This is a genomic window from Streptomyces sp. SKN60 (assembly GCF_026236535.1).
Taxonomy (GTDB): Bacteria; Actinomycetota; Actinomycetes; order Streptomycetales; family Streptomycetaceae; genus Streptomyces.
In genome coordinates this window covers 304,717-329,394 of sequence record NZ_JAHTMW010000007.1, presented here as the reverse complement: position 1 = coordinate 329,394, position 24,678 = coordinate 304,717, and the positions used below count along the sequence as shown (strand labels likewise).

The window sequence follows — 24,678 nt, the reverse complement described above, 5'->3', positions numbered from 1 at the left end:
AGCAGGAGAGACAGCACGATGCGCATCGGAGTACTGACAGCGGGCGGCGACTGCCCCGGTCTGAACGCGGTGATCCGGTCCGTCGTGCACCGGGCCGTGACGCATTACGGCGACGAGGTCATCGGCTTCGAGGACGGCTACGCGGGCCTGCTCGACGGCCGCTACCGCACTCTCGACCTCAACGCCGTCAGCGGCATCCTCGCCCGCGGCGGCACCATCCTCGGCTCCTCCCGCCTGGAGCGCGCCCGCTTCGCCGCGGCCTGCGCCAACGCCAAGGAGCTCATCGAGAAGAGCGGCTTCGACGCGCTCGTCCCGATCGGCGGCGAGGGCACCCTCACCGCCGCCCGGATGCTGTCCGAGGCCGGCGTCCCGGTCGTCGGCGTGCCGAAGACCATCGACAACGACATCTCCTCCACCGACCGGACCTTCGGCTTCGACACCGCCGTCGGCGTCGCCACCGAGGCGATGGACCGGCTCAAGACCACCGCCGAGTCCCACCAGCGCGTCATGGTCGTCGAGGTGATGGGCCGGCACGCCGGCTGGATCGCCCTGGAGTCCGGCATGGCCGGCGGCGCCCACGGCATCTGCCTGCCCGAGCGGCCCTTCGACCCGGCCGACCTGGTCAAGATGGTCGAGGAACGCTTCGCCCGCGGCAAGAAGTTCGCCGTCATCTGCGTCGCCGAGGGCGCGCACCCCGCCGAGGGCACGATGGACTACGGCAAGGGCGAGATCGACCAGTTCGGCCACGAGCGCTTCCAGGGCATCGGCACGGCCCTCGCGTACGAGCTGGAGCGCCGCCTCGGCAAGGAGGCCCGGCCCGTCATCCTCGGCCACGTCCAGCGCGGCGGCACGCCGACGGCGTACGACCGGGTGCTCGCGACCCGCTTCGGCTGGCACGCGGTGGAGGCCGTGCACAGCGGGGAGTTCGGCAAGATGACGGCGCTGCGCGGCACGAACGTCGAGATGGTGCCGCTCGCGGAGGCGGTCACGCAGCTGAAGACGGTGCCCGAGGACCGGATGCGGGAGGCCGAGTCGGTCTTCTGACCGGTCGCCCAACGCTTGGACCGTCCCGGCCCCGATCCTCCCCCCCGTGTGGAGGATCGGGGCCGAATCCATGCTTGAGCCCGGCGCCGCGATCAACAAGGCTTGGGCCCGTCCCGGACATGTCCCAACCCCCGTCCGGCCCGGACCCGACGCGAGGGAGCGGCACGCATGACCACGGGCGCCCAGGCCCCCGACCCCCGGTCGGCCCGCACCCCCGCCGACTTCGTCGCCCACCTCCGCCGCCTCAAGACCCGCTCCGGCCTCACCTACCGCGAACTCTCGGCCCGCGCCACCGCCCTCGGCGAGGTCCTGCCGCGCTCGACCGTCGCCAACATGCTGTCGCGGGCCACCCTGCCCAGGGAGGAACTGCTCGCGGTGTTCGTACGGGCCTGCGGCGCGGGGGCCGAGGAGGCGGCGGAGTGGGAGGCGGTACGGAGAGAGCTGGCGGTGGGGGCCGGGGAGGCGGGCGAGGAGGAGGCCCGGGCCGAGGCCCCGGGGGCCGAGGCCCCGGTCTGGCCGGGCGGCGCCGAGCCGGAGGAGGGCCGGGAGGCGGGTCCCGAGGCGGATCTGGGCCCGGAGCTGGAGTCGGAGTCGGAGCCGGAGCGGGAGTCGGAGCTGGAGCCGGGCCCGGGCGGGCGGCGACGCCTCGGTCTGGTGGGCGTGATCGGGGTGGCCGGTCTGGTCCTGGCCGCCGTCAGCGTGGTCGCCCTGGTCCGCGACGGCACCCCGGCGCACGGCGGCGGCCCGCCCGAGGGTCCGGTGACGATCCGCGCGGTGGACTCCGGCCTCTGCCTCGGCGAACGGCGTGGCGACCGCTCCGGCCAGGTCCGCCAGCTCGCCTGCGCGGACGCCGGCGTGCCCCGCTACTCGCTGAAACGTCTCGCCGACGCCCACTGGCGCCTCGTCACCGCCCACCCCGACTACGGCCCCGGCTGCTCCGGCCTCCCCTCCGGCGGCCGGATACCCGACGCCGCCCTCGAAGACTCCGAGTGCGGCGACCCCACCCGTATCGAATCCTTCACCCTGACCCCTCACGGGACCGGCTACCGCATAGCCCCGGCCGACTCCGCCACCCCCGACACCTGCATCACGGTGACCGACGCCCCCGGAGGCGAGGGCGCCCCGCTGACGCAGGCGCCGTGCAGGGCGGACGCGAAGGGGCAACTGTTCGCGTTCGAGCAGGCGAAGCAGGGACCGGCCGTCTAGCCCGCCGCCCGTTCCACCAGCCGTTCCCGCAGCGCCCCGATCACCTCCGGGTCCAGGCCCACGTGGCCCGTGGCGTACTCCCGCACCGAGCCGTACTCCGCGCGCAGGTCCGCGAGGAACAGGTGCATGACGACGGCGGGGGCGCGGCCGAAGCCGTTCCAGCGGAGTCGGCCGTCGGGGTGGGCGGACTTCCAGTCGGCGACGAACCGGGCGGTGGCGAGTTCGGTGAGGGCGAAGTCCGACACGACGTGCTCGTCGGGGACGTCGAGGAGGGCGAGGACGAGGGCGGCGAGGAGGCCCGTGCGGTCCTTGCCGGCGGCGCAGTGGAAGACCAGGGGGCCCTCGGTGGTGGCGATGATCTCCAGGGCGCGGCGGATCTCGGCGGCGCCGTCGAGGGCGACCTCGGCGAAGCGGTCGGCGAGGAAGCGCCAGGGGTCGGGGTCCGGGGCGCGGTCGACCTGGTCGTAGGGGCGGTGCTCGATGCTCAGGTTGTGCCAGGTCTGCGGCTCGCTCTCGGGATGGCGGCCGCGTCGCGCGATCTCCGACGGGTAGCGCAGGTCGATCACGGCCTCGATGCCCAGCTCCCGGAAGCGCTCCAGATCGGAGGCGCGCGCGTCGGGGCCGGCGAGCTTGCCGAGGGAGTCGGAACGGTAGAGGGTCGCCCACCGCACGCTCCCTCCGTCGGCGGTCGGATAGCCGCCCAGGTCACGGAAGTTGTGGAGCCGTTCGAACGTTATGTGTCGTCTCACACGGTCACCCTAGAGGCGCGACCGTCTCCCAGAAATGGTCCATGATCTCGTCCAGGTACGCCCGGCCCTCGTCGCCCGTCGCACCCGACGCGCCCCAGCTGCTCGTCGCCGCCATCCGCGCGTGGTAGTCGGTGTGCAGCCGCTGCAGCGCCTGCTCGACCGCCCGCCGCGGCAGCGGCAACAGTTTGCCGACCGGTTTCACGTACGCCTGCCAGCGCGTCGTCGCCGCGTCCCGCAGCAGGTCGGACAGCTTCGCGTCGCCGCCGGTCGCGGTCAGCAGCGCGCGCGGGCCGAGGCCGAGGACCTCGGCGAGGGCGGCGGTCTGCCGTTCGTTGCCGCGCCAGCCGCCGGTCTCCTCCATGCGCAGATACGCGGCGGGGTCGAGCCCCACCTGCCGGGCCAGGTCCTCGGGCGCGAGGCCGCGGGCGATCCGGTGCTCGCGCAGGGTGGTGGCGGCCATCAGGAGCTCGGCCGGGGAGCACCACAGCACGCCGGCGAGGGCGGTGAGCTCCTGCGCGGTGGGCGCGGCGCGGCCGCGCTCCCAGGCGATGACGGTCTCGGGGGTGACGAACAGGCCGTACTGGGCGCGGAGCCCGTAGGCGACGTGTCCGGGGGCCATGCCGAGGCCCTCGCGCAGTCGGCGCGCGGCGAGGGCGTTGAAGGGTGGTGAGGGATGGTGCACCCGGCCACGGTAGGGGCGGGGGGTGACTGCTGGCTACGGTGCGTTCACCCAACGCTTTCGCTTGTGGGAACGTGGGAACCGATGAGTAACCACCTGATCAACTCTCCGTGATCACGGGCCGGTGGCGCGGTCGGCGACAGCGGTCACTGATCCCGGCCACTGACCCCGGCCACTCACCCCGGTCAGTGGCCCCGGTCAGTGACCGCGCGCCTCCAGCCACCGGTACTGCAGCTCCGGCCGCCCGATCTGACCGTACTGCGGCGCCCGCGCCGCCCGCCCCGCCGTCACCAGATGTTCCAGATAGCGGCGCGCCGTGATCCGCGAGATGCCCACGGCCGTGCCCGCCTCCGCCGCCGTGAGCCCGTCCGGCGCGGCCCGCAGCGAACGGGTCACCGCCTCCAGGGTGGGGCCGCTCAGGCCCTTGGGCAGCGCCGCCGGCTGCGGGGCGCGCAGCGTCGCGAGCGCCCGGTCCACCTCGTCCTGGCCGGAGGCCTCGCCGGCCGCCGCCCGGAACTCCGCGTAGCGTGCGAGCCGGTCCCGCAGCGTCGCGAAGGCGAAGGGCTTCAGGACGTACTGCACGACCCCGAGCGACACCCCCTCCCGCACGATCGCCAGGTCCCGCGCCGAGGTCACCGCGATCACGTCCGCCGCGTGGCCGGCCGCGCGCAGCGCCCGGAGCAGCTGGAGCCCGTGCCCGTCCGGCAGGTACAGATCGAGCAGCAGCAGATCCACCCGGGTCCGGTCGAGGATCCGTACCGCCTCGGCCCGCGAATGTGCCACGCCCACCACCGTGAAGCCGGGCACCCGGCCCGCGTACAGGGCGTGCGCGTCGGCGGCCACGGGGTCGTCCTCGACCACGAGCACCCGGATACCAGCACTCCGGTTCATCCGCCCACCTCCGCCGTGATCCGGCCGACGACGGGCGCACCCAGCGGCAGCCGTACGGTGAACTCCGCGCCGCCCAGCGGGGATTCGGCGATCGTCAGGGTGCCCGAGGCGCGGCGCACGGCCTGCTGGACCAGGGCCAGGCCGAGACCCCGGCCCGGACCGCGGGTCGACCAGCCGCGGTCGAGCACGTCGGCGCGGTCCTCGGGGCGCACCCCGGGCCCGCTGTCCCCGACCCGCAGCAGCAGCTCACCGTCCCCGCCGTCCTCGCCCGCCGCGGCGAGCGCGGTGACGGTGACCCGCCCGCTCCGTACGCACTCGGGGAGTCCGGCGGCCTCGACCGCGTTGTCGATCAGATTGCCCAGGATGGTGACCAGATCGCGGGCGGGCAGCGAGGCCGGAAGCAGCCCGTCGTCGATCTGGCTGTCCTCGGTGAGCACCAGCTCCACGCCCCGCTCGTTGGCCTGTGCCGCCTTGCCGAGCAGCAGCGCGGCGAGCACCGGCTCGCCGACCGCCGTCACCACCCGGTCGGTGAGTGCCTGCGCCAGCTCCAGTTCGGCCGTGGCGAAGCCCACCGCCTCCTCGACCCGGCCCAGCTCGATCAGCGAGACCACGGTGTGCAGCCGGTTGGCCGCCTCGTGCGCCTGGGAGCGCAGCGCCTCCGTGAAGCCCCGCTCCGAGTCCAGCTCGCCCGAGAGCGACTGGAGCTCGGTGCGGTCCCGCAGGGTGACCACGGTGCCGCGGCGCTCCCCGCCGACCACCGGCCGGGTGCTCAGGACGAGCACCCGCTCGTCGGTCAGATGCAGCTCGTCCACCCGCGGCTCGGCCGAGAGCAGCGCCCCGGTCAGCGGCGCGGGCAGCCCGAGCTCCGCCGGCGAGCGGCCCACCACGTCGGCCCCGCAGAGCCCGAGCAGCTCCCGCGCCCCGTCGTTGATCAGCGCGATCCTGCGCTGCCCGTCCAGCATCACCAGACCCTCGCGCACCGCGTGCAGCGCGGCCTCGTGGTAGTCGTGCATCCGGCTCAGCTGGGTCGCGTTCATGCCCTTGGTGCTGCGGCGCAGGCGCGCGTTGATGACGTACGTGCCGGCGCCGCCGAGCGCGAGCGCCGCGCCCGCCATCCCGAGCAGCGCGGCGACCTGCTCCCGTACCTGCTGGCTGATCCGCTCGATGGTGATGCCCGAGCTGACCAGGGCGATCACCCGGCGGTGCGCCGGGTCGCGGGCGTCGAAGACCGGCGCGACCGTGCGCACCGAGAGGCCGAGGACGCCCATGTGGGTCTCGGAGAAGGTCTCGCCGCGCACCGCCCGGTCGATGTGCCCGAGGTAGGTGCGCCCGATCTGCTCGGGCTCCGGGTGGGTCCAGCGGGTGCCGTCCGGGGCCATGACCACCACATAGCTGACGCCCGCGTCGCGCCGTACGGCCTCCGCGTACGGCTGGAGCAGCGCGGTCGGATCCGTGCGGTCCGCGGCCCGGGCCGCCGCCACCACGGCCGGGGAGGCCGCGACCGCCGTCGCCGTCGCCGTGGACTGCCGGCGCGCGGTCTCCTCCGCCTGGGCGCGGTCCGTCACGTATGCGAACACGGCGCAGCCCGCGACGACGGCCGCCACCAGCACGACCTGCATGGCGAAGAGCTGGCCGGCCAGGCTGCGGGGGCGGGGGAGGCGGAGACGCATGTCAGCAAGTGTGCCCCGGTCACACGCGACCGCGGTACCGCGGACCGGCGTGACGTACGAGTGACGTACGAGTGACGTACTTCGGCCATGAACGAAACGTACGCAAGGGTGACCCCGGTCACAGGGCTGATGGATAGTCCTGGGGATCCACCGGGACGTGGACACCTGAGGACGAGGAGAACCCCGTGGCCGCAAGACGGGACCGCACCCACTACCTGTACCTGGCCGTGATCGGCGCCGTCGTGCTCGGCATCGCCGTGGGCTTCCTGGCGCCGGACTTCGCCGTCGAGCTCAAGCCGCTCGGCACCGGCTTCGTCAACCTGATCAAGATGATGATCTCGCCGATCATCTTCTGCACGATCGTGCTCGGCGTCGGTTCCGTACGCAAAGCCGCCAAGGTCGGCGCGGTCGGCGGCCTCGCCCTCGGCTACTTCCTCGTGATGTCGACCGTCGCCCTCGGCATCGGTCTGGTCGTCGGCAACATCCTGGAGCCCGGCTCCAGCCTGCACCTCACCAAGGACATCGCCGAGGCCGGCGCCAAGCAGGCGGCGGGCGCGAGCGAGGGCACCGCCGACTTCCTCCTCGGCATCATTCCCAAGACCATCGTCTCCGCCTTCACCGAGGGCGAGGTGCTGCAGACCCTGCTCGTCGCGCTCCTCGCGGGCTTCGCGCTCCAGGCGATGGGCTCCGCCGGCGAGCCGGTGCTCCGCGGCATCGGGCACATCCAGCGGCTGGTCTTCCGCATCCTCGCGATGATCATGTGGGCCGCGCCGGTCGGTGCGTTCGGCGCGATGGCCGCCGTCGTCGGCGCCACCGGCGTCGACGCCCTGAAGTCGCTCGCCGTCATCATGATCGGCTTCTACATCACCTGCGCGCTCTTCGTCTTCGTGGTGCTCGGCACGCTGCTCCGGCTGGTCGCCGGCGTCAACATCCTGTCGCTCCTGAAGTACCTGGGCCGCGAGTTCCTGCTCATCCTGTCCACCTCCTCCTCCGAGTCGGCGCTGCCCCGCCTGATCGCGAAGATGGAGCACCTGGGCGTCTCCAAGCCGGTGGTCGGCATCACCGTCCCGACCGGCTACTCCTTCAACCTCGACGGCACCGCGATCTATCTGACGATGGCCTCGCTCTTCGTCGCCGAGGCGATGGGCGACCCGCTGTCGATCGGCGAGCAGATCTCCCTCCTCGTCTTCATGATCATCGCCTCCAAGGGCGCGGCGGGCGTCACCGGCGCGGGACTCGCCACCCTGGCCGGCGGCCTCCAGTCGCACCGCCCCGAACTCGTCGACGGCGTCGGCCTGATCGTCGGCATCGACCGCTTCATGAGCGAGGCCCGCGCCCTCACCAACTTCGCGGGCAACGCCGTCGCCACCGTCCTGGTCGGCACCTGGACCAAGGAGATCGACAAGGCCCGGGTCACCGAGGTCCTCGCCGGCCGCGCCCCCTTCGACGAGACCACCCTCGTCGACGACCACGCCCCCGCCGACGTACCGGACCAGCGCACCGACGAGGGCGAGGAGAAGGCCCGCGCCGGCGTCTGAGCCCGAGCCCGAGCCCGAGCCCGAGCCTGAGCCTGAGCCGTCACGTCCACGAGCCCCCGGGCCCCGGGCCTTGAGCCGGATCCGGGTCCCGGACGCGGAACGCCCCCGTCGCACCCGCGGCGGGGGCGTTCCGTACGTCCCCGGGGCGCCGCTACAGCAGGCTCTCGAAGACCTCGTCCCAGAACTCGGAGTCGCCGACGTTCACGTCGACGCCCGTCAGCCGCTCCCGCAGCGCGGTCACCGCGGCCTCCCGGGCGTCGTCGTCCTCCTCCGCCTCCAGGGCCTCGCTCGCCTCGGCGATCAGACCGAGCAGCACGGCGAGCCGCGGCAGCGAGTCGGCCGCCGGGCCCTTCCAGCCGGCCGCGTGGTCCCAGCCGTTGGGGTCGTAGTGGGTGATGCCGCCGTCCGCGTCGAGCATCAGGTTCTGGTCGCCCCAGGAAGCTATGAAGAACGTGAAGTTGGTCGGCGGGGAGTCGTCGTCGGGGTAGCGCTCGCCGTACAGCTCGTCCGCGTCGAACGGCTCCATGCTGTGCTCGCCGCGCAGGTCCCGGGTGTCGAGCCCGGCGGGTTCCAGCGCGACCGCCGGGAACCCGACGGTGCTCAGGAACGCGCGCGCCTCGGCGTCCGTCAGCTCGGCCGGCAGCGCGGCCTCGTCGGGCCGCCAGAGCGAGCCCGCGCCGAGCCGCGCCTCCAGCCACTCCGCGTCCGGCGTCAGCGGAATCTCGTCGCTCAGCACGGCGGCTCCCCCAGGTGGTGCGTGATGCGTGGTCCGTTCGTACGACCCTCGTGGCCGATGATCAAAGAGTACGGGCGGGGTCTGACATCACTGTTCCGGTACGGCGTCCAGCTCGGCCAGCTCCCCCTCGGTGAGGGTCAGTTCCGCGGCCCGCGCCGAGTCCCGCGCCGTCTCCGGCCGGCTCGCGCCCGGGATCGGCAGGACGTGACCGCCGGGCCGGGCGAGCAGCCAGGCGAGCGCGACGCGCTGCGGCGACACGCCCCGCGCCCGGGCCACCCGGTGGAAGGCGCCGAACCGGGGGTCCGCCTCCGCCAGGACCGAGGACCCGTCGAGCGAGCTGCGCGAGATGCCGCCCAGCGGACTCCACGGCAGGAAGGCGAGCCCCAGCTCGGCGCAGAGCCGCAGCTCGGGCTCGCTGTCCCGGACGGCGGGGGAGTACCGGTTCTGCACCGACACGAGCCGGTCGCCCAGGATCTCCCGGGCCAGCAGGATCTGCTCCCGGTCCACGTTCGAGACTCCGGCGAGCCGGACCGTGCCCGCGTCAAGCAACTCCCGTACCGCGCCCAGCGATTCGGCGTACGGCACCGCCGGGTCCGGCTTGTGCAGCTGGTACAGCCCGATCGCGTCCGCCCCCAGGCGCCGCGCCGAGCCCTCGGCCGCCCGCCGCAGGTGCTCCGGGCGCCCGTCGACCGTCCAGCCGCCGTCGGCGCTCCGGCCGCGCCCGCCCTTCGTGGCGACGAGCACGGCGTCGCGGTCCCCGCCGTACGCGGCCAGCGCACGCGCCACGAGCCGCTCGTTGGCCCCGGTCTCCCCGCCCGGCGGGTGGTAGGAGTCGGCCGTGTCGAGCAGGGTCACGCCCGCGTCCAGGGCGGCGTGGACGGTGGCGATCGCCCGGGCCTCGTCCGGGTGCCCCTCGATGGACAGCGGCATCGCGCCGAGTCCGACGGCGCCGACGGTGCGGTCGCCGAGAGTGCGGTGCGGAGTCGGCATCAGCCCTCCTGAACGACGGTGGCGGCGGAAAGGGTCTCGGAGACGGCCTTGTGGAGCCATTCCGAGGAATGCGAGAAGCGGAAACCGAGCGCCTCCGCGCGGGAATTGTCCATGCCGTACGAGCGGGCGAAGGAGAACGGCGAGACCTCCCCGACCTCCACCTCCCGGAACACGGTCCGGCCCCCGCCCAGGACCGTCTCGATCGCCGCGCAGATCGCCGCGCAGATCTCCGCCGTCGTCAGCGGCCCGTGGGAGTGCGCGTTCACCGGCCCGGTGAATTCCGTCTCCGTCGCGGCCCACGCCAGGAAGGCCGCGATCTCCTCCACGTACACATAGGTCGCGGGACGGTTCACCGGCGGTACGGCGATCGGCTCGCCCGCCCGGATGCGCTCCGCGTAGTGCGCGAGCCGCCCGGTGAAGTCGTCCGCGCCGCCCAGCACGTGCGCGACCCGCACCGACGCCCACGGGAACTCCGCGCCGGCCGCGAACACCGCCTCCGCCTGCCGCTTCCCCTCCCCGTAGTGCGCGTCCAGGAATTCCGGCTCCTCCCACGGCAGGCCGAGGTCGACCGCGACGGTCGCCGGGTCGACGGCGCCCTCGGCGACCGGGACCGCCGAGTCCTCGTACTCGTACACCTCGACCGTAGACGTCATCACATACCGCCGGGTGCGTCCCGCGAAGACGCGGGTGGCGATGGCGGCCTGGCGCGGGGTGTAGCAGACCTGGTCGACGACGACGTCGAAGGTCCGCCCCGCGAGGACGCTTTCCAGCGCCCTTTCGTCATTGCGGTCGGCGCGCAGTTCCGTCACCCCTTCCGGCGCCGGGGAGGAACCACGGTTGAGGACCGAGACGCGATGTCCGGCGTCGAGCAGGCGCGTGATCAGCCGCTTTCCGAAATAGCGGGTACCGCCGATGACCAAGATCTCCCTGTCCACCAGTGTTACGTTGTGGCCTCGCCGACTGAAGGGGGAAACATGGGAGTCCGGGCCGTCCCGCCGAAGGAACCACGGTCGCCGCGGCTCGCCGCCGTTGAAACGACGGCGGCCGCTTTCGACGCCGTGGACCGCCGGATCCTGGACCTGCTGCAGAGCGACGGACGCATCAAACTGAGCGAGCTCGGCCGCCGGGTCCGGCTCAGCCCCGCCGCCGTCACCGAGCGGGTCCGCCGCCTTGAGGCCTGCGGCGCGATCACCGGTTACGGCGCGCAGGTCGCCCCCGCCCGCCTCGGCTACGGCATCCAGGCCTTCGTCCGGGTCAACCCGCACGGCGGCTACACCCTCAAGCACCCCCGCACCCTCGAACTCCTCGCCCGTCCCGAGATCCGCGAGGCGCACCACGTGGTCGGCGAGGACTGCTGGATCCTCAAGGTCGCCGTCACCGACACCGTGCACCTGGAGGAGGTCCTGGAACTGACCTCCGCCCTCGGCCGCACCACCACCTCCATCGTCCTCACCTCCCCGGTGGAGCGAAAGCCGCTGCTCCCGGCCGGGGAACCGGCCTGACCGGGTGGGAAATGGGGGTGAGCGGGGGCCTTTCCGGCTGACACAATCGCCCGGGTGTACGAGACGCATGTGACGGTCCGTTGCCGCACCGAGGACCAGCGGGACCGGCTCGCCGCATGGGCGGCCGACCGGGGCCTGAAGCTGACCACCATCGTCCTGGCGCGCGGCCGCACCCCGGTCCAGCCGATGCTGACCCTGCCCGACCGCACCGGCCACCCGGCGCTCGTGGCGGGGCTGCGCGCGGCCGGTTTCGAGCCGGTGCGGGTCAAGGTGGAGACGGTGCCGTGGAGCGCGGAAGTCGCGGGCCCGGGCGGCGGCTACTTCGAGCACCACCTCAAGCTGGCGCTCCCCGCCGGCCACGACCGGGCCGCGCTCGAAGCCCTCGTCGTGCCGCACGGCGCCCATGTCTCGTGGAACGCCCGCCGGGTGCTGCCCGGCCCGGGCGGCCGGCACGAGCGTTTCGTGACCCAGCGGCACCCGGGACCCGCCGACGCGGCGGGCCGGGCGTGCGACGCGCTGCGGGCCGCGCTGGTCGGAGCCGGGTACGAACTCCTCTCGGAGGAGCGGGAGTTCGTCCTGTCCGACAGTGACCTGTCGCTCGACGAGGGCTGGCTGGACGAGACCGTACGAGAGGAGACCCCGTGACCGACCCCGACTTCGACCCCCGCTCCGACCCCTACTCCGACTATGTCCGATACCGGGACCAGGTGCCCCGCACCCTGACCGCCGGGATCGGCGCCGCGGCGGTCCGCCACCGCGCCTTCGACCCGGCCCTCAAGCAGTTCGACCAGGCCTTCGCCCCCACGGACACCGTGGTCGCGGACCCGGAGCTCCGCGCCCGCTGGCAAGACGCCCGCCGCTCCGCCCTCGGCCTGGTCCTCGCGGCCGTCGCCGGCTCGCCGTGGGCGGACTCCCTGGTGCTGCGCGGCAGCATGCTGATGTCGGCCTGGTTCGGCGAGGCCGCCCGCGCGCCCAAGGACATCGACTTCGTCGTGGTCCCCGACACCTGGCGCATCGAGGAGCCGCGCACCCGCGCGATGCTCGACGGCATCGCCGAGGCGGCCGAGCGGCACGCCCGTACGGTCGGGGCCGAGGTCGAGTTCTCCGCCGCCGGGGCCGTGACGGAGGAGATCTGGACGTACGAGCGGGTGCCCGGCCACCGTCTGGTGATCCCCTGGACGGCGCCGGGCCTGCCCGGCGGTCAGGTCCAGCTCGACTTCGTCTTCAACGAGCCCCTTCCGCTGCCGGCCGAGCCGGCCGAGGTCGCGGGCGTGCGCGTGACGGCCGCGGGCCGCGAACTCTCCCTCGCCTGGAAGCTCATGTGGCTGCTCAGCGACATGTACCCGCAGGGCAAGGACCTGTACGACGCGGTGCTCCTGGCCGAGAGCTGCCCGCCGCCGCTCGCGCTCGTGGAGCGGCTGCTGCGGGACGCGGACGAGTGGCCGGGGTACGCGAACGAGTCGCTGACCCCGGCGATGTTCGAGTCCGCGCTCGGCAAGGTCGACTGGGACGGCTTCGCCGACCCGCACGCCGACACCGAGGAGGCGCGCCGTGAGCTCGGCGCGCGCCTCCTCGCGGCCGTGGCCCCGCTCCTCTAGGCGGGCTCGTCCCACAGATCCACCGCGTGCGCGGCCACCAACCCCCGTACCCGTTCGACGAGTTCGGCCGCCGGCAGCGGGTCGAGGCGGCGCCCGTCCCGGAGCCGTACCGACGCCAGGCCGTCGGCGGCCTCCTTCGAGCCGATGACGAGCTGGTACGGGACGAGGCGGGCCGAGCGGACGCGGGCGCCGAGGGTGCCGTGGTGCGGGCCCACGACCTCGGCGCGCAGGCCGAGTTCGGCGCAGCGGTCGGCGAGTGCGGCGGCGGCCTCGTACTCATCGTCGGAGACCGGCAGGACGGCGAGCTGGACCGGGGCGAGCCAGGCGGGGAAGGCGCCGGCGTGGTGCTCGACGAGATGCGCGACGGCGCGTTCGACGCTGCCGACGACGGAACGGTGGACCATCACGGGGCGGTGCTTGGCGCCGTCGGCGCCGATGTAGTGGAGGTCGAACTGCTCGGGCTGGTGGAAGTCGATCTGGACGGTGGAGAGGGTGGACTCGCGGCCGGCCGGGTCGGCGACCTGCACGTCGATCTTCGGCCCGTAGAAGGCGGCCTCTCCCTCGGCCTCCTCGTAGCGGAGCCCGGAGGCGACCAGGACCTCGCGGAGGAGCGCGGTGGCACGCGCCCACTTCTCGGGCGCGTCCACGTACTTGCCGCCCGGCCCGGCGAGCGAGAGCCGGTAGCGGGCCGCCTCGATGCCCATGGCGGCGTACGCCTCGCGGATCAGGCGCAGCGCGGCGGCGGCCTCCTCGGCGACCTGGTCGAGGGTGCAGAAGACATGCGCGTCGTTGAGCCCGATGGCCCGCACCCGGGTCAGCCCGCCGAGCACGCCGGACATCTCGGACCGGAACATGCCGCCCAACTCGGCCATCCGCAGGGGTAGTTCCCGGTAGCTGTGCGCGCGGGAGCGGAACATCACGGCGTGGTGCGGGCAGAGGCTGGGCCGCAGCACGAACTGCTCCCCGCCGACGTCCATGGGCGGGAACATGTCGTCCTGGTAGTGCGCCCAGTGCCCGGAGATCTCGTACAGCTCGCGCTTGCCGAGCACGGGTGAGTACACATGCCGGTACCCGGCCCGCCGCTCGGCCTCCCGTACGTACTCCTCAAGCGCGTGCCGCACGACGGCCCCGTCCGGCAGCCAGTACGGCAGCCCGGCCCCGATCAGCGGATCGGTGTCGAACAGCTCAAGCTCGCGCCCCAGCCTGCGGTGGTCGACACCCTTCTCGACTCCCTTTTCGGCACCCTGGTCGATGCTCATGGTCACTCCTCGTTCTTCACGGGGGAGCGAGCACCCGGACGCGACGACGACGAAGCCCCGGGGCACTCGCCCCGGGGCTTCGGACAAACTCAGCTGTCAGCGCGCCGGGACACTCTCCGGCGTCGTCGTCTGGAACGCGGCACGCTGCTTCATACGGCAGACGCTAGCAGGGGCCCGCCGTCCCGCGCGCGGGATTTTCGCGGCTCTCGGGGTTCTCAGGGCACAAAAAATCCCCGGACTTAGAATTGCAGTCAGGGGTGCGTCTCACGTATATTCATGGATTCCGTGTCCGCGCACAGCAAGCACACGGGCGGATTCACTAAACGCACTGTATCGCGCCGGGAGTCGAATTGTCAACCGAAGAATTTCGGAACGAGCAGAAATTCATCACCGAGCTCTACGCACGACTCGACGACCTGAGGGACCAGGCCGAGGCCGGCGTCGCCCGGGCGCTCGCCACGCCCGGCGAGGGCAGCGCGCAGGCGCGTCTGGAGCGGGACGTGCTGGTGGCCGAGCAGTCCGGGCTGCTCACCGCGCTGAACGCGGGGGAGAGCGGGCTGTGCTTCGGGCGGCTCGTGTTCCGGGACGGGCGCGACCACCACATCGGGCGGATCGGGATCCGCGAGGACGACCCGAACCGCACCCCCCTCGTCGTCGACTGGCGCGCCGACGTCGCCCGGCCCTTCTACCTGGCCACCGGCTACGAGCCGATGGGCCTCCGGCGTCGCCGCCACATCACCACCCACGGCCGCGACGTGGTGTCCCTCCACGACGAGGTGCTCGACCTGCGGGACGCGACCCGCACCGGGCACGAGAACCGCGACGCCGACGAGGTCCTGCTCGCCGCGCTCGACGCCGCCCGCACCGGCCGCATGCACGACATCGTGCAGACCATCCAGGCCGAGCAGGACGCCATCATCCGCTCCCCGCACCGCGGCGTCCTCGTCGTCGAGGGCGGCCCCGGCACCGGCAAGACCGCCGTCGCCCTGCACCGCGCCGCGTACCTCCTCTACGCCCACCGCGAGCAGCTCGCCAAGCGCGCCGTCCTCATCGTCGGCCCCAACCCCGCCTTCCTCGGCTACATCGGCAATGTCCTGCCCTCCCTCGGTGAGACCGGCGTCCTGCTCGCCACCCCCGGCGAGCTCTACCCCGGCGTCCACGCCACCGGTACGGACACCCCGCGCGCCGCCGCCGTCAAGGGCTCCGCCCGGATGGCCGAGGCCCTGGCGCAGGCCGTACGCGACCGCCAGCAGGTCCCCGAGCGCGGCGCGCCGCTGGTCGTCCCGCACGAGGACGGCGACCTGATCGTCGACTGGGACATGGCCCTCGAAGCCCGGCACAAGGCCCGCGAGACCTTCCTGCCGCACAACCTGGCCCGCCCCTACTTCGTCTTCGCGATCCTCGACGCGCTCGCCGAACAGCTCGCCGACCGCATCGGCGCCGACCCCTACGGCGGCCCCAACTTCCTCGGCCCCGACGACCGCGCCCTGCTCGCCAAGGGCGTCGCCGCCAACCCCGAGGTGCACGCCGCCCTCGACACCCTGTGGCCGGCCCTCACCCCCGAGACCTTCCTCGCCGACTACCTCGCCGAGCCCACCCACCTGGACGACGAGGCCGACCTCGACGCGATCCGCCGGGACGGCGGCCCGTGGACGCCGGCCGACGTCCCCCTCCTCGACGAGGCCGCCGAACTCCTCGGCGAGGACGACTCCGCCGCCCGCGCCGCCGAGGAGGCCGAACGGCAGAAGCAGATCGCCTACGCGCAGGGCGTCCTCGACGTCTCCTTCGCCTCCCGCACGTACGAGTTCGAGGACAAGACCGAACTCGACGCCGACGCCTCCGAGGTGCTGTCCGCGCACGACATCATCGACGCCGAACGCTTCGCCGAGCGCCACGAGGAGGCCGACCACCGCAGCGCCGCCGAACGCGCCGCCGCCGACCGCACCTGGGCCTTCGGCCACATCATCGTCGACGAGGCGCAGGAGCTGTCCGCGATGCTGTGGCGGCTGCTCATGCGGCGCAGCCCCACCCGCTCCATGACCCTGGTCGGCGACCCGGCGCAGACCGGCGACCCGGCCGGCGTCGGCTCCTGGCAGGAGATCCTCGCGCCGTACGTGGAGGACCGCTGGGAGCTCGTCCGGCTCGGCGTCAACTACCGCACCCCGGCCGAGATCATGGAGGTCGCCGCCGAGGTCCGGCGCGCCGCCGACCCGGGCTTCGAGCCGCCGCGCTCGGTGCGCTCCACGGGCGTCGCGCCCTGGGACCGTACGGTCGAGGACCCGGTGAAGGAGACCGCCGACGCGGTCGCGGCGGAGCTCCGGCCCGAGGGCCGGCTCGCCGTCATCGCCCCGGCCGCCCTCCACCCCGACCTGATCGCCGCCCTGCCCGACGCCGCGTACGGGCCGAAGCCCGATCTGACGCGCCCGGTCGTGCTGCTCGACCCGCGCCAGGCGAAGGGCCTCGAGTTCGACACGGTGCTCGTCGTCGACCCCGAGGCCATCCGATCCGCCGCTCCGCACGGCATCAACGACCTGTACGTGGCGCTGACCCGGGCCACCCAGCGGATGGGCGTGATCAGGCGGGCGGGCTGATCAGGCAGGCCTGAGCCAGACCGTCGCGAGCGGCGGCAGCGTCATCCGGACGCTCGCCGCCCGCCCGTGCCACGGCACCGACTCCGTCTTCACCGGGTCGGTGCCCACCACGTCGCCGCCGCCGTAGCGCGCCGCGTCCGTGTTCAGGACCTCCGCCCAGGCGGCGAAGGTGTCCGGCACGCCGAGGCGGTAGTCGTGCCGGACCACGGGGGAGAAGTTGGCGACCGCGAGCAGCGGGGAGCCGATCGCGTCGAAGCGGAGGAAGGCGAAGACGTTGTCCTCCGCGGCGTCGCCGACGATCCACTGGAAGCCCTCGGGAGAGGTGTCCCGCTCCCACAGCGAGGGCGTCGCCGTGTACACCGTGTTCAGGTCGCGCACCAGGTCCCGTACGCCGCGGTGGTCGCCGGCCGAGGCGTACGTCTCGTCCATCAGCCACCACTCGGGCCCGTGCTCCGCCGACCACTCCGCGCCCTGGGCGAACTCCTGGCCCATGAAGAGGAGTTGCTTGCCCGGGTGGGACCACATGAAGCCCAGATAGGCCCGGTGGTTGGCGCGCCGCTGCCACCAGTCGCCGGGCATCTTCGACACCAGGCTGCGCTTGCCGTGCACGACCTCGTCGTGGGAGATCGGCAGGATGTAGTTCTCGCTGTACGCGTACACCATCGAGAAGGTCATCTCGTGGTGGTGGTACTTGCGGTGCACCGGCTCCTTGCCGATGTAGCCGAGCGAGTCGTGCATCCAGCCCATGTTCCACTTCATGCCGAAGCCGAGCCCGCCGAAGCCGCCCGGGCCGACCTGGTCGGTCGGCCGGGTCACCCCGTCCCAGGCCGTGGACTCCTCGGCGAAGGTGATGATGCCCGGGCAGCGCTTGTAGACGGTGGCGTTCATCTCCTGGAGGAAGGCCACCGCGTCCAGGTTCTCCCGCCCGCCGAACTCGTTCGGCAGCCAGTCGCCGCCCTCGCGCGAGTAGTCGAGGTAGAGCATCGAGGCGACCGCGTCCACGCGCAGCCCGTCGAGGTGGAACTGCTCGCACCAGTACACCGCGTTGGCGACCAGGAAGTTGCGCACCTCGGTGCGCCCGTAGTCGAACTCCAGGGTGCCCCAGTCGGGGTGCGCCGAGCGGCGCGGGTCCTCGTGCTCGTACAGCGGGCGCCCGTCGAACTCGGCCAGGGCCCAGTCGTCGCGCGGGAAGTGCGCCGGCACCCAGTCCATCAGGACCCCGATGCCGGCCTGGTGCAGCGCGTCGACGAGGTGGCGGAAGTCGTCGGGGGTGCCCATGCGGGCGGTCGGCGCGTAGAAACCGGTGACCTGGTAGCCCCACGAGCCGTGGAAGGGGTGCTCGGCGACCGCCATGAACTCCACGTGCGTGAAGCCGAGATCGCGGACGTAGGCGGGGAGCTGCTCGGCGAGCTGACGGTACGTCAGGCCCGGGCGCCAGGAGGGGAGATGCAGCTCGTAGACGGAGATCGGCGCCTCGTGGTGCGGGCGGGAGCCGCGCCGCGCCATCCACTCCTCGTCCTGCCACGCATGGTGGTCGGCGGTCACGATCGAGGCGGTGTTCGGCGGGCACTCGGTGCGGCGGGCCATCGGGTCGGCGCGCAGGGTGTGGCTGCCGTCGGGGCGGGTGATGTCGAACTTGTACGCCGCGCCCTCGCCGACGCCCGGCACGAACAGCTCCCACACGCCGGACGAGCCGAGCGAGCGCATCGGCAGCGCGCTGCCGTCCCAGTACGTCCAGTCGCCGGTCACCCGGACCCCGCGGGCGTTGGGCGCCCAGACGGTGAACCGGGTGCCGGTCACGCCCTGGTGGGTCATGACGCGGGCGCCGAGCGCCGTCCACAGCTCCTCGTGCCGGCCCTCGCCGATCAGGTGCAGGTCGAGGTCGCCGAGGGCGGGCAGGAAGCGGTACGGGTCGTGGAGCGCGAGCTCGTCGGCGGCGGCGTCGGTGTAGCGGACGCGGAGCTCGTACTCCGGCACCTTGCGGAGCCGCGGGACCAGGACCGAGAACAGACCGTCGCCGTCCGCGTGGAGCGCGACCCGGCGCCCCTTCGGCAGCACCGCCGCCACCTCCTTCGCCCACGGCCGCAGCGCCCGGATCACCACCCCGCCCTTCACGGGGTGCGCCCCGAGCAGCCCGTGCGGATCGTGATGCTCCCCGGCGATCAGCCGGGCCCGGTCCTCGGGGTGGAGCGGGGGCGCCGCGCGTACGACGGCCAGGTCCGGCTTGGCCTCCGCCCGGGGAGCGGGCGTCTTCGGCTTGCGGGCTGTCCTGCCTGCGGATCGGGCGGTCACGGGGAGGCCTCCTGAAGTGGGTGTGGGAGTGAGTCGTGTACGGGCGGGCGCGCCCGGGCGCTTCCACGCAAGCGCAACGCCGCGGATCGCGCACCGGACACTCGGCCGAACGGGCGGTCTGGGCTGCGCCCCGTGCCCCGTTCGTTGTGGGCATACGTCCCGCAGGGGCTGGGGGTCCCCCCAGGGCGAAGCCCTAGGGGGAGGGTGGGCACAGCGGGCGGCGCCCCTTGCCGGGCCTGGGCTTCCGGGCCTGTGCCCGCACCACGGGGGCGTCGCGCTGGTGGTGCGGGTAGGCCCGGGTGCGGAGCGCGCCCGCATGGGCGCCGTCCCGTGTGCCCACCCGTCCCGCCCTGCGGGACGAATGCCCACAACGGGAAACGGCGACGCGACGCCCGTGCGGGTGGGACCCGCCCCTGCGGGGTGAATGCCCACAACGGAGCGGCGAGCCGCCCACACGGGGTGGGACCCGCCCCTGCGGGGCGAGCCCACAACGAACGGGGCAGGCCCGCGCCGCCCCGCGCGGGTGGGCACCGGCCTGTAGGGCGGCGGGCCGGCGACGTCACGTTCCTCCCGCCAGGCGTTCGATCGCCGCCATCGGGACCGGGAGCCAGTCCGGGCGGTGGCGGGCCTCGTAGACGACCTCGTAGACGGCTTTGTCGGTCTCGTAGGCGCGGAGGAGGGCGGGGTGGGCGCGGGGGTCGGTGCCGGAGGCCTCCGCGTAGCCCGTGCAGTAGGCGGCGCGGCAGCGGGCCGCCCAGTCGGCGTTCCAGGGGCGGTGGGTGCGGGCCGCGTAGTCGAAGGAGCGGAGCATGCCGGCGATGTCGCGGACCGGGGGCTGCGGGCTGCGGCGCTCGTCGAGCGGCTTGGCGGGCTCGCCCTCGAAGTCGATCACCGCCCACGCGCCGTCCGAGCCGCGCAGCGTCTGGCCGAGGTGCAGGTCGCCGTGGATGCGCTGGAGCGGTCCGGCGCCGCCCGCGTCGCCGGCGGCGGCGAACACGGCCCGCAGCCCGGGGACGTACGGCAGGAGCGCCGGCACCGCCTGCGCGGCGGCGTGCAGCCGGGCGTCCATCGCGGCGGCCAGGTGCGCCGCCCGGTCGCGCCGGAGGCGCTCGGTGGGCAGGGCGGTCGCCAGGGCGAGGTGCACCTCGGCGGTGGCCCGGCCGAGCGCGCGCGCCTCCGTGGTGAACTCCCGCCCGTCGGCGAGCGCGTCGAGGGCGAGCCGCCAGCCGTCCCGCGACTCGCGCAGGAAGGGCTGAAGGACACCCAGGGTGGCGTGCTCGGTCTCGAACCAGGCGACCGGCTCCGGCACCCGCGCGCAGCCCGCCCGCGCGAGGGCGAGCGGCAGCTCCAGGTCCGGGTTGGCGCCCGGGCTGACCCGCCGGAAGATCTTCAGGATGAACGAATCCCCGTAGACCAGCGACGAGTTGGACTGCTCGGCGTCGAGCACCCGCGGGGCGAGCGCGGGCGGCAGCGGGGCGGTGGTGTGGAAGCGCAGCGGGCCGATCCGGCCCGGCGCGCGCAGCCGTTCGTAGAGCAGTCCGGCGAGCCGCGGGTCGCGCAGCCCCTCGTAGACGGCCCGGCCCGCCAGCGGGCCCTGGCGGATCCGCCCGATCAGGGCGGGGGCGAGGCGCGGCGGCAGCTGGGGCCGCACCCCGAGGAGCAATTGGTAGCAGTCGGCGGGCGTTCCGGCCGGCCGGCCGGGTTGCTCGACCCGTACGAGCAGATGGAGGAGACCGGGTCCGGTGCCGTCCAGCGGCAGCAGCTCGGTGGCCGCGTCCAGAGCGAATCCGGTGACCCGGCGGCCCTTGCCGGCGAACCAGCGCTGCCGGGGCAGCCAGGTGTGCAGCAGGGGCGTGAGTGACGGAAGGAGGGCGTCCGGGGCCCGGGTGGTGGATGCGGTCTCCGGCATGGCATCGCGTCCTTTCCCCGGGGTGCGCACGGTGGGTTCGTATGCGTTCAAATGCGCAGATTGTCCCGGATGGCGGCTTCGGCTGTCCGGCTGTGCGGGACGTGTCGGAGGGGGAAGATCCGTACGGGTCCGGCAAGAAGGCCCGTACGGACCCTCCCGGTATGAGGCGGTGGAAACCGCCTCACACGGGACAGAACTGAAATGACGGTACTTCAGGATCGCTTGAGGCGGAACCAGTAGAACCCGTGCCCCGCGAGGGTCAGCAGATACGGCCACTGCCCGATCGCCGGGAACTCCACCCCGCCGATCAGCTCCACCGGCTTCACGCCGTCGAAGCGGCGCAGGTCGAGCTCGGTCGGCTGCGCGAAGCGGGAGAAGTTGTTCACGCAGAGGACGAGGTCGTCGCCGCTCTCACGGAGGAAGGCGAGCACCGCCGGGTTCGTCGACGGCAGTTCCGTGTACGAGCCGAGCCCGAAGGCACGGTTCTGCTTACGGATCTCGATCATCCGCTTCGTCCAGTGCAGCAACGAGGACGGCGAGGCCATCCCCGCCTCCACATTGGTCACCTGGTAGCCGTGCACCGGGTCCATGATGGCCGGGAGGTAGAGCCGGCCCGGATCGCAGGACGAGAAGCCCGCGTTGCGGTCCGGCGTCCACTGCATCGGGGTACGCACCCCGTCCCGGTCGCCCAGCCAGATGTTGTCGCCCATGCCGATCTCGTCGCCGTAGTAGAGCACCGGCGAGCCCGGCAGCGAGAACAGCAGCGCGGTGAACAGCTCCATCTGCTTGCGGTCGTTGTCGAGCAGCGGGGCGAGCCGCCGCCGGATGCCGATGTTGGCCCGCATCCGCGGGTCCTTGGCGTACTCGGCGTACATGTAGTCGCGCTCTTCGTCCGTGACCATCTCGAGGGTCAGCTCGTCGTGGTTGCGCAGGAAGATGCCCCACTGGCAGCCGGACGGGATCGCCGGGGTCTTCGCCAGGATCTCGGAGACCGGGGTGCGCGACTCGCGCCGTACCGCCATGAAGATCCGCGGCATGACCGGGAAGTGGAACGCCATGTGGCACTCGTCGCCGCCGGAGCGGAAGTCGCCGAAGTAGTCGACCACGTCCTCCGGCCACTGGTTGGCCTCGGCGAGCAGCACCCGGTCCGGGTAGTGCTCGTCGATCTCCTTGCGGACCGCCCGGAGGAAGGCGTGGGTGGCGGGCAGGTTCTCGCAGTTGGTGCCCTCCTCCTGGTAGAGGTACGGCACCGCGTCGAGCCGGAAGCCGTCGATGCCCAGGTCGAGCCAGAAGCGCAGCGCGGACAGGATCTCCTCCTGGACCCGCGGGTTCTCGTAGTTGAGGTCCGGCTGGTGGGAGAAGAAGCGGTGCCAGTAGTACTGCTTGCGGACCGGGTCGAAGGTCCAGTTGGACGTCTCCGTGTCCACGAAGATGATCCGGGCGTCCGGGTACTGCTTGTCGTCGTCCGCCCAGACGTAGTAGTCCCCGTAGGGGCCGTCCGGGTCGCTGCGCGACTCCTGGAACCACGGGTGCGCGTCGCTCGTGTGGTTCATCACGAAGTCGATGATCACGCGCATCCCGCGGGCGTGCGCCGCGTCCACGAACTCCACGAAGTCGGCGAGATCGCCGAACTCCGGGAGCACCGAGGTGTAGTCGGCGACGTCGTAGCCGCCGTCGCGCAGCGGCGACTTGAAGAACGGGGGCAGCCAGAGGCAGTCCACCCCCAGCCACTGCAGATAGTCGAGACGCGACGTGATGCCCTTCAGGTCGCCGACTCCGTCGCCGTTGCTGTCCTGGAAGGAGCGGACCAGGACCTCGTAGAAGACCGCCCGCTTGAACCAGTCGGGATCGCGGTCCCTGGCGGGGGTGTCCTCGAAGGTGTCGGGGACGGGTTCGTTGACTGTCATGATGTGGGTGACCCTCCGGTCTGCGGGGACGGTCGCAGGACGAGCACGTGCGCGGGCGTGACACCCGGTTCCAGACGCACGTAGTTGGCCCTGCCCCAGTGATAGGTCTCGCCGGTGAGCTCGTCGCGCACCGGCACGGTCTCGTGCCAGGCGAGGCCGAGTTCCGGCATGTTCAACGAGACCGTGGCCTCCTGGGTGTGGTGGGGGTCGAGGTTGGCGACCACCAGAACGGTGTTCGGACCCGAACGCTTGGCGTACGCGATGACGGCGTCGTTGTCCGTCGCGTGGAAGGTCAGGTTCCGCAGCCGCCGCAGCGCCGGGTTGCGGCGCCTGATCCGGTTCAGGCTGGTGATCAGCGGGGCGATCGAGGCGCCCGAGCGCTCCGCCGACTCCCAGTCGCGCGGCCGCAGTTGGTACTTCTCCGAGTCCAGGTACTCCTCGCAGCCCTCGCGCAGCGGCGTGCCCTCGCACAGCTCGTAGCCCGCGTACATGCCCCAGGTCGGGGAGAGGGTCGCGGCGAGCACCGCCCGCGTCTCGAAGGCCGGCCGGCCGCCGTGCTGCAGATAGGCGTGCAGGATGTCCGGGGTGTTCACGAAGAGGTTCGGGCGCATGTGCGCGGCCGCGTCCCCGGACAGCTCCGTCAGGTACTCGGTCAGCTCCGCCTTGGTGTTGCGCCACGTGAAGTACGTGTACGACTGCTGGAAGCCGACCGCGCCGAGCGTGCGCATCATCGCGGGGCGCGTGAACGCCTCCGCCAGGAAGATGACATCCGGGTCCTGGCCGTTGATCTCGCCGATCACCCGCTCCCAGAACACCACCGGCTTGGTGTGCGGGTTGTCCACCCGGAAGATCCGCACCCCGTGGTCCATCCAGTGCCGCAGCACCCGCACCGTCTCCGCGACGATCCCGGCCATGTCGTCGCCGGCGCCGTCGAAGTCGATCGGATAGATGTCCTGGTACTTCTTCGGCGGGTTCTCCGCGTACGCGATCGAGCCGTCGGGCCGGCGCCTGAACCACTCCGGGTGCTTCTCCACCCACGGATGGTCCGGCGAACACTGCAGCGCGAAGTCCAGCGCGATCTCGAGCCGCAGCTCGCGCGCCCGCGCCACGAACGCGTCGAAGTCCTCGATCGTGCCCAGGTCCGGATGGACCGCGTCGTGCCCGCCCTCCGGCGAGCCGATCGCCCACGGCACGCCCACGTCCTCCGGGCTCGCCGACAGCGAGTTGTTCGGGCCCTTGCGATGGGTCACGCCGATCGGGTGGATCGGCGGCAGGTACACCACGTCGAAGCCCATCGCGGCGATGGCCGGAAGCCGCTCCGCGGCGGTGCGGAAGGTGCCCGGTTTCGTCCGCCCGCGGACCGTGCGCACCCCCTCGGAGCGCGGGAAGAACTCGTACCACGAGCCGAAAAGGGCCCGCTCCCGCTCGACACGGAGCGGCAACGCGGGGGACTGGGAGACCAGTTCGCGCAGCGGATGCCGGTCCAGGGACTCCACCACCCGGGGCGCGAGCGCCGCCGCGAGGCGCACCGCCGCCGGCCGGGACTCGTCGCGCAGGGTGTCCGCGACCGCGAGCACCGCCTCCCGGCCGCCGCCCTTCTTCGGCACGCCCTTCGCGGCCCGCTCGTGCAGCTCCGCGCCCTCGGCGAGGACCAGCTCGGAGTCGATCCCGGCCGGGATCTTGATCCGCGCGGTGTGCCGCCAGGTCGCGAGCGGATCGCTCCACGCCTCGACGGTGTACGTCCACAGGCCCTCGGCGTCCGGGGTGACCTCGGCGCCCCACCGGTCGGTGCCCGGCGCCAGCTCCCGCATCGGGGTCCAGGGCCCGGGCCGCCCGGACGGGCCGCGCAGCACGACATTGGCGGCGACGGCGTCGTGCCCCTCGCGGAAGACGGTGGCCGTGACCTCGAAGGTCTCGCCCACCACCGCCTTCGCGGGGCGGCGGCCGCAATCGACCAGAGGGCTGACGTCCAGGACGGGAATGCGTCCCATGAGCGGGTTCACGGCATCACCTGACGGTTCGCGAGGGTGCGGGTGGTGTGCGCTCTTTCTAGCTCCGTCGACGGCCGGGGAGTTGAGGGCATGGCCACTCCCGTGCGCGTTCACTCGGATGGCGGG

19 protein-coding genes are annotated in these 24,678 nt (G+C 73.0%); 7 read left to right on the top strand and 12 right to left on the bottom strand.

Annotated features, from left to right (window positions below):
- The first annotated feature begins 18 nt into the window (after positions 1–18).
- Both KV205_RS14725 and KV205_RS14720 read left to right on the top strand, forming a co-directional pair.
- Positions 19–1,044, top strand: coding sequence for an ATP-dependent 6-phosphofructokinase (locus tag KV205_RS14725; protein WP_265864777.1), 1,026 nt, complete (start codon positions 19–21; stop codon positions 1,042–1,044).
- A gap of 168 nt (positions 1,045–1,212) precedes the next feature.
- A complete protein-coding gene (locus KV205_RS14720) occupies positions 1,213–2,250 on the top strand; it encodes an RICIN domain-containing protein (protein ID WP_265864776.1) in 1,038 nt (345 codons plus the stop codon).
- Here the strand turns inward: KV205_RS14720 and KV205_RS14715 are convergent.
- The 4 genes from KV205_RS14715 to KV205_RS14700 form a co-directional block, all read right to left on the bottom strand.
- Positions 2,247–2,999, bottom strand: coding sequence for a tyrosine-protein phosphatase (locus tag KV205_RS14715; protein ID WP_265864775.1), 753 nt, complete (start codon positions 2,997–2,999; stop codon positions 2,247–2,249). The genes KV205_RS14720 and KV205_RS14715 overlap by 4 nt on opposite strands.
- Positions 3,000–3,003: 4 nt before the next feature.
- A complete protein-coding gene (locus KV205_RS14710) occupies positions 3,004–3,618 on the bottom strand; it encodes a helix-turn-helix domain-containing protein (protein ID WP_265864823.1) in 615 nt (204 codons plus the stop codon).
- 258 nt (positions 3,619–3,876) lie between these two features.
- Positions 3,877–4,569: a response regulator gene (locus KV205_RS14705; protein ID WP_265864774.1), complete on the bottom strand. Its 693-nt coding sequence runs from the start codon at positions 4,567–4,569 to the stop codon at positions 3,877–3,879.
- Positions 4,566–6,239: an ATP-binding protein gene (locus KV205_RS14700; RefSeq protein ID WP_265864773.1), complete on the bottom strand. Its 1,674-nt coding sequence runs from the start codon at positions 6,237–6,239 to the stop codon at positions 4,566–4,568. The genes KV205_RS14705 and KV205_RS14700 overlap by 4 nt, the downstream gene beginning before the upstream one ends.
- Before the next feature lie 185 nt (positions 6,240–6,424).
- On the opposite strand from KV205_RS14700, the gene KV205_RS14695 reads away from it, so the two are divergent.
- Positions 6,425–7,777, top strand: coding sequence for a cation:dicarboxylate symporter family transporter (locus KV205_RS14695; RefSeq protein WP_265864772.1), 1,353 nt, complete (start codon positions 6,425–6,427; stop codon positions 7,775–7,777).
- A gap of 151 nt (positions 7,778–7,928) precedes the next feature.
- Here KV205_RS14695 and KV205_RS14690 read toward each other — a convergent pair whose 3' ends face one another.
- From KV205_RS14690 to KV205_RS14680, 3 genes are all read right to left on the bottom strand, one after another.
- Positions 7,929–8,513: an SUKH-4 family immunity protein gene (locus tag KV205_RS14690; RefSeq protein WP_265864771.1), complete on the bottom strand. Its 585-nt coding sequence runs from the start codon at positions 8,511–8,513 to the stop codon at positions 7,929–7,931.
- A gap of 87 nt (positions 8,514–8,600) precedes the next feature.
- Positions 8,601–9,503, bottom strand: a complete 903-nt coding sequence (locus KV205_RS14685) for an aldo/keto reductase (RefSeq protein WP_265864770.1) — start codon at positions 9,501–9,503, stop codon at positions 8,601–8,603.
- Positions 9,503–10,438 (bottom strand): NAD-dependent epimerase/dehydratase family protein, encoded by a 936-nt coding sequence (locus tag KV205_RS14680; RefSeq protein ID WP_265864769.1) that lies wholly within the window; start codon positions 10,436–10,438, stop codon positions 9,503–9,505. The genes KV205_RS14685 and KV205_RS14680 overlap by 1 nt, the downstream gene beginning before the upstream one ends.
- 39 nt (positions 10,439–10,477) lie before the next feature.
- On the opposite strand from KV205_RS14680, the gene KV205_RS14675 reads away from it, so the two are divergent.
- From KV205_RS14675 to KV205_RS14665, 3 genes are read left to right on the top strand one after another with little or no spacing between them, the layout of a single operon-like run.
- Complete coding sequence (locus tag KV205_RS14675) at positions 10,478–11,005, top strand: Lrp/AsnC family transcriptional regulator (protein ID WP_265864768.1); 528 nt, start codon at positions 10,478–10,480, stop codon at positions 11,003–11,005.
- Positions 11,006–11,059: 54 nt separating this feature from the next.
- Positions 11,060–11,650 carry a hypothetical protein gene (locus tag KV205_RS14670; RefSeq protein ID WP_265864767.1) on the top strand — a complete coding sequence of 197 codons (591 nt, stop codon included), beginning with the start codon at positions 11,060–11,062 and terminating at the stop codon, positions 11,648–11,650.
- Positions 11,647–12,603, top strand: coding sequence for a nucleotidyl transferase AbiEii/AbiGii toxin family protein (locus tag KV205_RS14665; RefSeq protein WP_265864766.1), 957 nt, complete (start codon positions 11,647–11,649; stop codon positions 12,601–12,603). Before KV205_RS14670 ends, KV205_RS14665 begins: the two co-directional genes overlap by 4 nt.
- Here the strand turns inward: KV205_RS14665 and thrS are convergent.
- Positions 12,600–13,862, bottom strand: coding sequence for a threonine--tRNA ligase (thrS, locus tag KV205_RS14660; protein ID WP_265864765.1), 1,263 nt, complete (start codon positions 13,860–13,862; stop codon positions 12,600–12,602). The two genes, KV205_RS14665 and thrS, sit on opposite strands and share 4 nt — an antisense overlap.
- Before the next feature lie 350 nt (positions 13,863–14,212).
- Here thrS and KV205_RS14655 point away from each other — a divergent pair, with 350 nt between their 5' ends.
- Positions 14,213–16,453 carry a UvrD-helicase domain-containing protein gene (locus KV205_RS14655; protein WP_265864764.1) on the top strand — a complete coding sequence of 747 codons (2,241 nt, stop codon included), beginning with the start codon at positions 14,213–14,215 and terminating at the stop codon, positions 16,451–16,453.
- On the opposite strand, the gene glgB is transcribed toward KV205_RS14655, so the two are convergent.
- The 4 genes from glgB to KV205_RS14635 all read right to left on the bottom strand — a co-directional run bounded on the left by glgB (position 16,454) and on the right by KV205_RS14635 (position 24,552).
- Positions 16,454–18,745, bottom strand: coding sequence for a 1,4-alpha-glucan branching enzyme (gene glgB, locus KV205_RS14650; RefSeq protein ID WP_265864763.1), 2,292 nt, complete (start codon positions 18,743–18,745; stop codon positions 16,454–16,456).
- Positions 18,746–19,304: 559 nt separating this feature from the next.
- Positions 19,305–20,654, bottom strand: a complete 1,350-nt coding sequence (locus tag KV205_RS14645; RefSeq protein ID WP_265864762.1) for a maltokinase — start codon at positions 20,652–20,654, stop codon at positions 19,305–19,307.
- A 212-nt stretch (positions 20,655–20,866) separates the two neighbouring features.
- Positions 20,867–22,561: a maltose alpha-D-glucosyltransferase gene (gene treS / locus KV205_RS14640; protein ID WP_265864761.1), complete on the bottom strand. Its 1,695-nt coding sequence runs from the start codon at positions 22,559–22,561 to the stop codon at positions 20,867–20,869.
- Entirely contained in the window at positions 22,558–24,552 is a 1,995-nt protein-coding gene (locus KV205_RS14635) for an alpha-1,4-glucan--maltose-1-phosphate maltosyltransferase (protein ID WP_265864760.1), read from the bottom strand. The genes treS and KV205_RS14635 overlap by 4 nt, the downstream gene beginning before the upstream one ends.
- Between the last annotated feature and the right edge of the window lie 126 nt (positions 24,553–24,678).

Excerpts from the sequence above, each read along its gene's own strand:
- thrS (WP_265864765.1), bottom strand. The coding sequence starts at position 13,862 with ATGAGCATCGACCAGGGTGCCGAAAAGGGAGTCGAGAAGGGTGTCGAC.
- KV205_RS14720 (WP_265864776.1), top strand. The coding sequence starts at position 1,213 with ATGACCACGGGCGCCCAGGCCCCCGACCCCCGGTCGGCCCGCACCCCC.
- KV205_RS14685 (WP_265864770.1), bottom strand. The coding sequence starts at position 9,503 with ATGCCGACTCCGCACCGCACTCTCGGCGACCGCACCGTCGGCGCCGTC.
- KV205_RS14635 (WP_265864760.1), bottom strand. The coding sequence starts at position 24,552 with ATGGGACGCATTCCCGTCCTGGACGTCAGCCCTCTGGTCGATTGCGGC.
- KV205_RS14645 (WP_265864762.1), bottom strand. The coding sequence starts at position 20,654 with ATGCCGGAGACCGCATCCACCACCCGGGCCCCGGACGCCCTCCTTCCG.
- KV205_RS14705 (WP_265864774.1), bottom strand. The coding sequence starts at position 4,569 with ATGAACCGGAGTGCTGGTATCCGGGTGCTCGTGGTCGAGGACGACCCC.
- KV205_RS14725 (WP_265864777.1), top strand. The coding sequence starts at position 19 with ATGCGCATCGGAGTACTGACAGCGGGCGGCGACTGCCCCGGTCTGAAC.
- KV205_RS14700 (WP_265864773.1), bottom strand. The coding sequence starts at position 6,239 with ATGCGTCTCCGCCTCCCCCGCCCCCGCAGCCTGGCCGGCCAGCTCTTC.
- KV205_RS14675 (WP_265864768.1), top strand. The coding sequence starts at position 10,478 with ATGGGAGTCCGGGCCGTCCCGCCGAAGGAACCACGGTCGCCGCGGCTC.
- treS (WP_265864761.1), bottom strand. The coding sequence starts at position 22,561 with ATGACAGTCAACGAACCCGTCCCCGACACCTTCGAGGACACCCCCGCC.
- KV205_RS14710 (WP_265864823.1), bottom strand. The coding sequence starts at position 3,618 with ATGGCCCCCGGACACGTCGCCTACGGGCTCCGCGCCCAGTACGGCCTG.